Source organism: Enterococcus durans NBRC 100479 = LMG 10746 (assembly GCF_001544215.1).
GTDB classification, from domain to species: Bacteria; Bacillota; Bacilli; order Lactobacillales; family Enterococcaceae; genus Enterococcus_B; species Enterococcus_B durans.
This window is the reverse complement of the sequence record NZ_BCQB01000034.1, coordinates 18,448-30,720: the sequence shown is the minus strand read 5'-3', so window position 1 is coordinate 30,720 and position 12,273 is coordinate 18,448. Positions and strand designations below refer to the sequence as shown.

Below are 12,273 nucleotides of genomic sequence, written 5' to 3'. Positions count from 1 at the left end.
TTCCAATCTAGCGTCTTTTTATAAAAAAAAGACCATTTTTACACTTGATAGTACACATATCAGATAAATGAGCAACGATGATGATATCTTGAACGTTTGATTTTCTTCCTCATTTTTACATAAAATTTATCTGTTTTAGGAACGTTATAGATTTTTTTCTTCATCTTTTCTATGTTGTTCGAAAAATGCAACAGAAAGCAAGAATGTAAAAAGCGATACCTCGCTAAAATAATCCCTCCCCTCCAAGCATTTCAATGCTATACTTAAGCCAATTGAAAGATGGAGGAAGCGGGATGGATCAAAAAACGTTTATTGTGGCAATGATTCTTGCGGTCATTGTTTTATTGATTGGTTTGGAAGTGCATGCGCGGTATAAATTAAAAGAAAGTGTCCACCAAAAATGGGGAAAGTTACCTTATCAGCCGCGGTTTGATAAAGAAGAGAGCTTGAAGGATGCATGGTTGACGGAGAAAAAGTTTCGTTCGTGGGCCAGTGAAGTAGATGATTTGACGTGGTATGACTTGGACATGTTCGAGGTGTTTGAGGGGATCAATCTGACGTATTCGAGTATTGGCTCAGAGGCGTTGTATCAACGGTTGCGAAGCTTTGACTTTACGGAGGATAAACGGTTGGAACGATTGATCGCTTTTTATCAAGAAGAGCCATTGGTTCGTGAAAAGATCCAATATCAATTTGCCCGGCTTGGTAAAAAGGATGGAAATTTTACCAAGCAATATCTGGCAGATGGGAAAAGTAAGAAAATCGGACATATCGGGTTATTTACTTTTCTAGGTTTTTTACCGCTCATTGGCGTACTTCTGCTTTTATTAGGGCAAGTTTTTGGAGTGTATTTAGCAATCGGTAGTTTGGTTTTTAATACGATCTATTATCAAGTAAAAAAACAGACATTAGAAACAGAGCTCAATAGCATGGGCTATCTGGTTTCAACGATTACAACGGCTAATCAGCTGGCCAATATCAAAACACCATTTCAAGAAGAATTGCGACAAAATGTGAAGCCGTTAAGAGATATTCCTAAATTTGGTATTTCTTTTCGTGTGAAAAGTGGTTCGGAAGCGGAAATCATATTTGATTACGTGAATATGATGTTTATGTTGCCGTTTATTTCTTATCATTTCGTCATTAGTAAATTAGAAAAGAAAACAGCAGAGGCAATGAAAGTGTGGGAATTACTGGGAGAATTGGAAGTTGCGGCGGCGGTGTTGAATTATCGAACATATATGCCGATTAATTGCCAACCACAATTCGCTAAAGGTGGCGTAGAAGCGGAAGATTGCTACCATCCGCTATTGGCGGAAGCAGTGGTAAACCCAGTTGACTGGCATAAGAATACTTTAGTGAAGGGTTCGAATGCTTCCGGGAAATCTACCTATGTAAAAAGCATTGCCATTAATTGTATTTTAGCTCAAAGTATCCAAACGGTGTTGGCGGAACGTTTTACGCTTGAACATGGCCATGTGTTGACATCAATGGCAATCGAGGACGATTTGTTTGAAGGTGACAGCTACTTTGTGTCAGAGATCAAGTCGATAAAACGATTGCTGGATCAAGTTGCATCTAAAGAGCGTTGTTACTGCTTTATTGATGAAATTTTAAAAGGGACAAACACGATTGAACGGATTGCCTCTTCTGCAGCAGTGGTGAACTGGTTGTCTGATTATCCATCTTTGGCATTTGTAGCGACACATGATATCGAACTGACGGAAATTTTAAAAAATGAGTGTGAGAATGTCCATTTTGAAGAACAAGTCACACCAGAAAAGGGGATTAGTTTTGATTTCCAATTAAAAGCAGGACCAGCGATAACCAGGAATGCGATCGCGTTATTGAAAGTTTTGGATTATCCTGATAAATTAGTCAAAAATGCGAAAGAAGAAGCTACTTTCTTTGATCATAATCGCACGTGGCGTGTATTTGAGTAAAAAATGAGATAAAAAGGAACAACGGGATGACTTCATCCGTTACATCTAAATAAGTAGCGGGAATAGAAATGTCTTCTCCGAAAAAAGCTGAAATCCGCAAAATGTAACAAGTAATTTGTGAGAGTTTTGTTTCGGGAGATACTTCTTTTCCGCTTTTTCATATCTAATTTTAAAAGAAGAAAATTTCTTCTCCGTGATTTTTGTATTTTTTCTATATATCATTGGTTTAGGAATGGTGTTGGGAATCATTGCTTTTCGCAAGAATTTTACATATTTATCGCGGTTACAAAAGTTAAGTGTTGTTTTAATTGGTATTGGTGTAACAGGGATATTCTTATTTACGCTCATCGTACAAATTATGTGGACTCTTAATATGTAATCAGAAGAATGAGAGTTGGAAACAGAAGGGATGACTTCTACTTTCGACGTTTATCCATACCTAAATTGGGAGAGCATGGGACAAAAGTAAAAAACACTTTTGTCCCATGCTTTAAAAACGAATAAACGGTGGGAGCAGAAGCAACTCCTTCGGAAATAAGCCAAAATTCACAAAAATTTGAAAAGCAATTTTCGTGAATTTCTTCTTATTTCTCGGAGTTAAACACTTCTGTCCCAACCTCTCTTTTTTTGGTCTTTTCCACGGATGAAAAAGGAGATTTCATGGTACAATAGAGAATCAGTTGAACAAAGGAGATCATTAGAAAAATGACAAATGCTCTTGAAATAAATGGATTAAAAAAAATATATGCAACAGGGGTCGAGGCGTTACGTGGGATCGACTTGACTGTTGAGGCGGGAGATTTTTATGCGTTGTTAGGCCCAAATGGTGCAGGAAAATCAACGACGATCGGTATCATCACGTCTCTAGTCAATAAAACTTCGGGTAAGGTAAAAGTATTTGGGTACGATCTGGATACCGATTTGGTTCGAGCGAAACAACAGATTGGCTTAGTTCCACAAGAATTCAATTTCAATCCTTTTGAGACGGTACAACAAATCGTAGTGAACCAAGCAGGTTATTATGGGGTTTCACGCCAAGAAGCGCTAAAACGCAGTGAAAAGTACTTAAAACAATCAAATTTGTGGGAAAAGCGAAATGTGCGGGCACGGATGCTTTCTGGCGGGATGAAACGCCGGTTGATGATTGCTAGGGCACTGATGCACGAACCTAGATTGCTGATTTTAGATGAACCTACTGCGGGTGTAGATATAGAATTGAGACGGGAAATGTGGGAGTTTTTACGTGAATTGAACGAAAGTGGCACAACGATCATTTTGACGACCCATTATTTAGAAGAAGCAGAAATGCTGTGTCGAAACATTGGGATCATCCAATCAGGTGAGTTGATTGAAAATACAAGTATGAAATCACTACTCTCCAAGTTACAGTTTGAAACGTTTATCTTTGATTTGGCACCATATGAGCAAACACCTACGCTTACAGGCTATAATTACTCGTTTGAAGATGAACGGACAATTGCGGTGGAAGTCGAACGTGATCAAGGTGTCAATGGCATCTTCGATCAGTTTAGTCAACAAGGTGTCAAAGTTCTTTCGATGCGGAATAAATCGAATCGTTTGGAAGAATTATTCTTGAAAATCACGGAAGAAAATGGTCATGTGGAGGAAAAAAATGTTTAGTCTTTATTTTACAGCTTTAAAAAGTTTAGCTATCAAAGAAACCAATCGCTATTTACGTATTTGGGTCCAAACTTTAGTCCCACCTGTTATTACTACGTCTCTTTATTTTGTTATTTTTGGTAAAATGATCGGCGGGCGTATTGGGGATATGGGTGGATTTTCTTATATGGAGTTTATCGTACCTGGACTGATCATGATGTCAGCGATCACTAGCTCTTATGCAAATGTTTCATCGTCTTTCTTCTCACAGAAGTTCCAAAAAAATATTGAAGAGATCTTGGTTGCCCCAGTGCCTACACATGTGATTATCTGGGGCTTCGTCATTGGTGGATTAGGACGTAGTGTGCTAGTAGGATCGTTGGTAACGGTAGTGTCGCTCTTTTTTGTTCCACTACATGTCCATTCGTGGGTGATCATCATCGTGACCTTGTTGATGACGGCGATTTTATTTTCTCTTGCTGGGTTGATCAATGGGATCTTTGCTCAATCCTATGATGATGTATCGATTGTACCAACATTTGTTTTACAACCTTTGACATATCTAGGTGGAGTATTTTATTCGATTTCAATGTTGCCACCTGTTTGGCAAGCTATTTCAAAAGTCAATCCAATCGTGTACATGATATCTGGATTCCGTTATGGTTTTCTTGGGACAAAGGATGTACCGATCGGCGTTTCTCTTACGATTTTAGTCTTGTTTATCATCGTCCTATATTCAGCTTGCTGGTATTTGATCAATAAAGGACGCGGGTTGAGAAGTTAAAACATTGCCAGAAAGAAGCTGAGAGGTTAACTCCGAGAGACAAGAAGAAATTAATGGAAATTGCTTTTGTGAATTTCGGCTTGTTTTTCGAAGAAGCTGTTGCTACTTTCACCATTTAAATGTATTTAGAGCGTGAGATAAAAGTAGTACTTACTTTTATCGCGCTCTTTTTTATCAAATGCTAAGATGGAGTTGCTCAAGGATCATTATTTGTATTAAAATAGAAAATTAAAAAGGAGTGGATGGGAATGAGCCTTGTATTTCGGGAAACAACAGTAGAAGATTTGCCAGCTGTGATGAAAATCATCAATGATGCGAAGGCGTTGTTAGCGGCTGCCGGCAGTCCACAGTGGCAAAATGGCTACCCTAATGAAGAAACGATCAAAAATGATATTGAAGAGGGGATTTCTTATATTCTTCTAGTCGATGGAGTGGTGGCTGGAACACTGGCATTGCAACGGACACCAGACAAGAATTACCAAGAAATCTTTGAAGGAACGTGGGAAAATGAAGCAGATCCATATACAACGATCCACCGTATTGCCCTGTCGGAAGAATTTCGTGGGCAAAAATTGGCGTATCGCTTGATTGAATTTGCAGAAGCCGAAACGAAAAAACAAGGAATCCATCAAATTAGAGTGGATACACACAAAAAGAATAAAGGGATGCAGCGTATCATGGACCATAGTGGTTTTGAGTTGCGAGGCATCGTTTATGTGAGTGACTATACAGATAATGAACGATTGGCTTATCAAAAGCTTGTTCGTTAAAGAAGTGAAGCGCTGATTTTGCTTCTTTTACATATAACTAGTATAATGACCATGTTTTTTTAAAGATGAAGATCACTAAAGAGCCAGTAATGAAATGGAGTGTATGACGTGAAAGAAAATTTTTGGGCAGCGTTACCTAAGCCCTTTTTTATATTAGCCCCGATGGAAGATGTCACAGATGTGGTTTTTAGGCATGTCGTGAAAGAAGCAGGCGCACCTGATGTATTTTTTACTGAGTTTACGAATTCAGATAGTTTTTGTCACCCTGATGGTAAAGAAAGTGTTCGAGGTCGATTGACTTTTACAGAGGATGAACAGCCTATGGTAGCCCATATCTGGGGGGATAAGCCAGAATTCTTCAAAGAAATGAGTATCCAACTGGCTGAAATGGGATTTAAAGGGATCGACTTGAATATGGGGTGTCCTGTACCAAATGTCGCTGAACGAGGCAAAGGCAGTGGGTTGATCCTTCGTCCAGAAGTAGCGGCGGAATTGATCCAAGCTGCAAAGGCAGGAGGACTACCGGTTAGTGTGAAAACACGGATTGGGTTCACGCAACAATCGGAATTAGATGATTGGATCAGTCATCTCTTGAAACAAGATATCGCGAATCTTTCTATCCACTTACGAACAAGAAAAGAAATGAGTAAAGTAGCTGCCCATTGGGAGTTGATTCCAAGGGTTGTAGAGCTGAGGGATGCACTTGCACCGCAAACATTGATCACTATCAATGGAGATATTCAAGACCGACAAATGGGCTTGGAATTGGCAGAAAAATATGGAGTAGACGGCATTATGATCGGCCGAGGGATTTTCAAAAACCCATTTGCTTTTGAAAAAGAAGCGAGAGAACATTCGTCAGAAGAACTGATTGCATTACTCCGCCTACAATTAGATCTGCAAGATCAATATGCGCAGATCATTCCACGTTCGATCACAGGATTACACCGTTTCTTCAAAATCTATGTCAAAGGTTTTCCTGGTGCAAACGATCTGCGTGTTCAACTAATGAATACCAAAACAACAGATGAAGTGAGAACAATACTGGACACATTTCAAGCGAACAAAAACAGATAAGGCTGAGATGAAATAATCAAGGCCAAAAATATAAGCCGAAATTCACGGAAATTGCTTTTTTGATTTTTGAGAATTTCGGCTTTTTTAAGCACTACTTCTAGTTGCATAATTTAATCAGTTTTGTAGTGAGAGACAAAGTGAGCTAGTTTTTATCGCTCATTCATTTTCATAAAAACAGATTTTTGAGCGTATTAGTTTATCGCTTGATAAATTTAATGATATCCTAAAATTGATCGAGTGATAAAGAAAGAGATGTAGGTGATCCCATGAAAAAGATTCTCGTAATAGGCGCAGGAGTCGCCGGTCTAAGTGCCGCAGTTCGGTTACAAAAATAGGTTATGCAGTAACACTGTACGAAAAAGAAAGTCAGCCTGGTGGGAAAATGAACCAAATCAAAAAAGATGGCTTTACTTTTGATTTAGGACCAACTATCGTGATGATGCCCGAAATCTATCGTGAAGTTTTTGAATTTTGTGGAAAAGACCCTGATGACTATATCCCAATGAAAAAAGTTGATCCGATGCTCAAATTATATTTCAACAAGGAGCGTCCTCTTGAATTTTCCAATGATTTAACTGAGTTAATGCGAACGTTAGAAGACATATCATCAGAAGATGCTCAAGGATATATGGCTTTTTTAGCCGATATCTACAAACGTTATACGATTGCCAAAGAAGCTTTTATAACCAAGTCTTTTCGCGGATTCTGGGATTTTTATAATCCTAAATCATTGTGGGCAGGGATTCGCTTGCGCACATTCAGTGATGCATATTCATCTATTTCAAAATTCGTGAAAGATGAACGATTAAGAAAATCACTGGCATTTCAAACATTATATATTGGTGTTTCTCCTTACCAAGGACCATCATTATATACGATCATTCCAATGATCGAGTTATTTTATGGTGTGTATTTTATTGAAGGTGGCATGTACACGTTAGCGACTTCTTTGGCTAAGTTATTTGTAGAATTAGGCGGGAAAATAGAATATGGAACGCCTGTCGATGAACTGATCATCGAAAACAAAGTAGCTAAAGGAGTTCGTATTGGAAACGAACAAGTTACAGCTGATGCGATTGTTTGCGGTGCTGATTTCCCTTATGCGATGCAAGAACTGATTCCAGATGAACGCAAAAGAGGAAAATATACGAATAAAAAAATCGAGAGCATGGAGTATTCTTGTTCCTGCTTTTTGATGTACTTAGGGTTAGATAAACGCTATCCGGAAGAGCAACTGCATAGTATTTATTTTGCCGATGATTTTAAGCAAAATGTGGATGATCTATTTGAGATCGGTAAGTTGCCGGAGGACCCATCCTTTTATTTGTATCGTCCATCATTGATGGATCAAACACTTGCCCCCGAAGGACAGGAAGGGCTGTATGTATTGGTCCCTGTTCCGGAGTTATCGATGTACGAGGATTGGTCAGATGCGGTCGTTCAAGAGTATCGGCAAAAGGTCTTGACGTTAATCAAAGAGAAGACACTCTTCAAAGATATCGAAGCACACATTGTCTCGGAAACATATATGACACCAAAGGATTTTGAAAAACAGTTCAATGCATACAATGGTGCAACCTTTGGATTGAAGCCGATATTGAAACAAAGTAACTACTACCGTCCGCATAACAAGTTTTCTGCGGCAAAAAATTTATATTTCTGTGGAAGCAGTACCCATCCAGGCGCAGGTGTACCGATCGTGATGCAAAGTGCGAAATTAGCGGTAGAGGAGGTGTTGAAAGATGACAGGCGACAATGAACGATTGTTTGAGATTTATCAAGCGGATTTTACTTACTGTGAAGCAGTCATCAAACAACACTCCAAATCATTCTATACCGCTTTTTCTCAACTGCCAAAAAGAAAGGCACAAAGTGTTTATGCTATCTATGCTTTTTGCCGCCAAGCAGATGATCTCATTGACTTGGAAGGAAATATTGAAGGGTTGGATCAGTTAGAACAACAATTGACCGACTTTGAAGCAGGAAAAGTCCCCAATACTCCTATCTGGCGTGCGTTAGCTGTGGTGTTTGCAACTTTTCCGATGGATTTAGCACCCTTTTACGACATGCTCAATGGTCAACGAAAAGATATATCATTTACGCAACCAAAGGATATGAAGGCACTTGAGGACTATTGTTACTATGTAGCTGGAAGCGTTGGGCTAATGTTGTTGCCATTGTTGACGGACCAAGCAACTAAAATAGCTGAACCAGCAAAAAAATTAGGTGAGGCGATGCAGCTGACCAATATTTTGCGTGATGTAGGGGAAGATTACCAAATGGGCAGAGTATATTTACCAAAAGAAGAGATGGAAAAATTTCAAGTAACAGAAGAAACGTTGGAAAATAAAGCAACTACACCAGCTTTTATTGCTTTATGGGAATCTCTGGCTGCGCAAGCAGAAGAACGGTATAAGCAATCTTTTGAAATGCTACCATTGATCCACAAAGATTGTCAGCTAGCACTAACGGCTGCAGCGTTTATTTATCGGGAGCAACTAGAGGCTATTAGAAAAAATCACTATCAAGTGTTTACTAGAAAAAATAAAATCAGTCATTTCCGTAAACTTCAATTGCTACGTGAAGTGACAAGTTATTTGGAAAAAATCAATCGGACTTCTTCTTTTATCTGAAAAACGATAAAGGATTCACTCAGAACAATCTGTGGAAAAGGAAGAACAAAAAAGTTGTTTGTTTGGATCTAGGCTTATTTTAAAAGGAATTGTCTTTACGGTATATTCGAAAAAAGAGGTCGAGACAAAAATCGTTTAGGTCTGAGAAATTGAAAAAAAAAACGAACAATACGCTTTTTATATTGCTCGTTTTTTTCAATTTCCGGAAAACCTGACTTTTGGACGCCATTTATTTGAGAGGGGCTGGGATAGAAGGGTTTAACTCCGAGAAATAAGAAGAAATTAGCGAAAATTGCTTTTCAAATTTTTTTGAATTTCGGCTTATTTCCGAAGGAGTTGCTTCTGCTCCCGCCGTTTATTCGAGAGTCTGTAGCAAAACTGATTTTTAGATTTGTCCCACATTCTTTAAATTTTAATTTGCGGATGTTCAAGAAGTGTTGAGCAATGACAGCTACGCCGCCGAAGAGAATTGCTTTTTCCCCGAGAAGTGTATTTCGAACAATGATTTCTTTTGTAAAGCGACTGCTTAGGGCGTTATTGATATAGTCGATCATTATCGGCAATTTACGGTAGAGGGGACTGTTGACCACGATGATATCGGGATCATAGATCATACTGATATTATTGATACCAATACTTAACAATTCCGCATTTTTTTTTATTAAATGAAGTGCATCAGGATCTGCTTGATTCGCATAAGTCGCAATGATGTCTGAATTCGCATATTCAAGTTTTTTTTTGTGCGCAAATTCTTCATAGATGGCTTTGTTTGAAGCATATTGTTCTAAACAACCATGATTGCCACAGGGACAAGGGATGCCGTTGGGATACAAAATCGTGTGGCCGATCTCTCCAGACTTGCCATGTTTACCGATTTTTAAAATCCCATCTTCCACAATGCCGCAACCAATGCCACTATGGCTACTGATACTGATCAAATTTTGTAAGGGAGAAGAAAAAGTATATTCACCTAAAGCAGCTAAATTCGCTTCGTTATGGATAAAAACCGGGAATGAGTAGTGATCCATCAATTGCTGTTTCAAATCAATCGTGTCTAAATCATAATAAGGGGTAAAAATTGCTTGTTCATCCAAGATGACCCCGTGGATGCCGATCGTCACACCTACGATATCATACGGCGTGGATGGGTTATGTGTCATCAAGTCAGCAATCGCTGTTTGCAAAAGTGCAACTACGTTTGTCGAATCAACAGAGATTCTCTCTTTTTCGACCGTAGCAATCGGCGTGCCATCAATATAAGACAACATCCCTTCTAGATAGTCATAGCCGACATCAAAAGAAAGAGCAGTAGCAACTTTTCGATTGAATGTCAACATGATCGGCTTTCTGCCCCCAGAAATTGAGGCATTCCCAATACGAGTTTGAATGATTAGTTGATCAGCCAACAATTTTTTGGTGATGTCTGAAACAGAAGCTTTGTTCAAGCCAGTGGTAGCAGCTAACTCAGCTCTAAAGACTTCTTGTTTGTCGATGATGGCTTTAAGAATGTTCGCTTGGTTACTTTCGCGAATGGTATATTTGCTTGAAATCATAAAAATTCCTTTCCTTATCCAGGAGATATAGGTAATATAACAGGATTATCTATAAGTATATAGTGAAACAAAAAGTTTAACAAATGAATTTTTTTAAATGGTATCCCTATAAAAACGGTCATTATAAAAAAGATACCGAAGATGACCTGTCACCCTAAAAGTAAGTGGTACTAAAAAGGGGACAAGCCACCGCCAGATGATATGAGAAGGTAGTCATTCCTCGTTATAGTTTCTTTTCAACTAATTTTAATTCTTCAAGTAGGGCTTTTCGTCGAGGATACTTTTCCTTTAATTCTTTGATCAAGAGTTGAGCGGAAACGATACTATTTGGTAAGCTAGCCATTTCTGTGATTAATCGAGCAATTTTGTGATAATGCGTTCGAGTACCGGTTGGCTGGGCCATCTTTCGCAGTTCATATTCATATTTCTGTAAAAGGGCATCTGGTGCATGCTTTTTCAAATAAATGAAATAATGGCTCGCATCTTCTAGTCCAGGTGCTTTAAGTACATAATCCAGCAGTAAATCATAGCGCTTTTCTTGCGAATAGAATAAGCCCACACCGACATGGTTTCGTAATTTTTCGAATAAGTCGGCACTACGTTTTTCCCATTCTTCGGGTGTACAAACTTTTTTCAATTGATGGATCAAATTCATATCTACTACACTATTTTCAATCAATAAGCGATAGATTTGATTTGCGTATTCCTGTATGTTGCCTAATTTTTGGTAAAGTCGTTTTAGGGAATAACGATGTAGTAAAACCAAATCTGGAGAATGATTATCCATTTCGATGCTTGCTTTCAATACAGTGACAGCTTCAGCATACGCCTTCTTTTTTTTGAGATAGTCCACATATTGCGAACGTGCAGTAGGAGAAGACCAGTTTTCTTTGACCGCATAGTGGATCTGATTGGCCGAATAATTCAGCATTTCCATCTGTTTCACTGAAAGAAACCGTTTTAGGGTTGCTGGATTCTTTTTTTTCTGGGTATTACTAGCGTAACCCGTATCTTCTGAATGACTGCCTATTTTCTCATTCAAGAGTTTATGTATGTATAAATTAGAATAGATTCGTTGTGGATCGCCTGCTTGAGCGGTAAGTCTTTGGATCAACTCTTCTTCTTCTCTTGCTGTAGCATAACGGAACAGTATTTTTAAAGAGGTATAACAATGGGTCAGCAAGCGATCAATTGCTTGAGCAGAATAACAAATTTCTGAAAAGTCGATTATTTTAATGACTGCATTGACTACTTCAAAACCATGTAAAATTTTCTTATGTTTAATTGAACGCTTCACTTGTAACTCTGTAAAGAGGATCATCTCTGTTACAAATATGTCAACTCTTTCAGAAGAGTTATCGCCATCACTGTTATTTTTATAAGTTGTGACAACTGTGTCGGAATGAGCAGGAGCTGCCGAGCCATCTAGTGAAGTATGCCGGTAAAAGCGCTGTGCCAGCCGCGGATTCTCTTGTAAAACAATAGTCAAAAAACTTTGGATCTGCGTGTCATCTGCATGAGTGATCGATTGTGCTATCTCTTGCTTGTATTCTTTAGGGGAATGCGTTTCATATTCAAATAAGAGCGCAACTAAGTGGGAGCATTGTTCCACAGATGGACACAGGCAATCACAGGTTGTGTGTAAGATATGATGTGTATCATCTAAAACAATCGTGGCATTTTTCTCTGTATTATCCGTGATTTTAGCGGTTATTTGTTGTTTTTCAATCGTAAACTCAAGGACACGCTTTTCTAAAAAATAAGAATAACCTAAGTCTAACGTCGTTTCTAAAAAATAACTTTGCCAATCTTTCAAAGTAAATTCCTCCTTAAAACTTTTTACTTAATAAGTTTAACGGATAATAGAAAGTAAAACAGTATTTTTTTCATAAT

8 protein-coding genes and 1 pseudogene are annotated in these 12,273 nt (G+C 38.4%); 7 read left to right on the top strand and 2 right to left on the bottom strand.

Annotation, left to right across the window (positions count from 1 at the left end):
- Positions 1 to 293: 293 nt before the first annotated feature.
- The 7 genes and pseudogenes from ED2_RS10090 (at position 294) to ED2_RS10055 (ending at position 8,827) form a co-directional block, all read left to right on the top strand.
- Positions 294 to 1,943 carry a MutS-related protein gene (locus ED2_RS10090; protein WP_060789781.1) on the top strand — a complete coding sequence of 550 codons (1,650 nt, stop codon included), beginning with the start codon at positions 294 to 296 and terminating at the stop codon, positions 1,941 to 1,943.
- Positions 1,944 to 2,648: 705 nt separating this feature from the next.
- Positions 2,649 to 3,584, top strand: coding sequence for an ABC transporter ATP-binding protein (locus ED2_RS10080; protein ID WP_005879070.1), 936 nt, complete (start codon positions 2,649 to 2,651; stop codon positions 3,582 to 3,584).
- Positions 3,577 to 4,347: an ABC transporter permease gene (locus ED2_RS10075; RefSeq protein ID WP_005879072.1), complete on the top strand. Its 771-nt coding sequence runs from the start codon at positions 3,577 to 3,579 to the stop codon at positions 4,345 to 4,347. Before ED2_RS10080 ends, ED2_RS10075 begins: the two co-directional genes overlap by 8 nt.
- A 248-nt stretch (positions 4,348 to 4,595) precedes the next feature.
- On the top strand, positions 4,596 to 5,117 hold the full coding sequence (locus tag ED2_RS10070; protein WP_005879074.1) for a GNAT family N-acetyltransferase: 522 nt from the start codon (positions 4,596 to 4,598) through the stop codon (positions 5,115 to 5,117).
- Positions 5,118 to 5,225: 108 nt separating this feature from the next.
- A complete protein-coding gene (locus ED2_RS10065; RefSeq protein ID WP_005879075.1) occupies positions 5,226 to 6,194 on the top strand; it encodes a tRNA dihydrouridine synthase in 969 nt (322 codons plus the stop codon).
- 266 nt (positions 6,195 to 6,460) lie between these two features.
- Positions 6,461 to 7,953: pseudogene (locus ED2_RS10060) on the top strand (phytoene desaturase family protein).
- Positions 7,937 to 8,827 carry a phytoene/squalene synthase family protein gene (locus tag ED2_RS10055; protein ID WP_016177774.1) on the top strand — a complete coding sequence of 297 codons (891 nt, stop codon included), beginning with the start codon at positions 7,937 to 7,939 and terminating at the stop codon, positions 8,825 to 8,827. The pseudogene ED2_RS10060 and the gene ED2_RS10055 overlap by 17 nt, the downstream one beginning before the upstream one ends.
- Positions 8,828 to 9,126: 299 nt before the next feature.
- Here the strand turns inward: ED2_RS10055 and ED2_RS10050 are convergent, their stop codons facing one another.
- Both ED2_RS10050 and ED2_RS10045 read right to left on the bottom strand, forming a co-directional pair.
- Entirely contained in the window at positions 9,127 to 10,380 is a 1,254-nt protein-coding gene (locus ED2_RS10050; protein WP_005879078.1) for an ROK family transcriptional regulator, read from the bottom strand.
- A gap of 223 nt (positions 10,381 to 10,603) precedes the next feature.
- Positions 10,604 to 12,196 carry a hypothetical protein gene (locus ED2_RS10045; RefSeq protein WP_016177773.1) on the bottom strand — a complete coding sequence of 531 codons (1,593 nt, stop codon included), beginning with the start codon at positions 12,194 to 12,196 and terminating at the stop codon, positions 10,604 to 10,606.
- Positions 12,197 to 12,273: the final 77 nt, after the last annotated feature.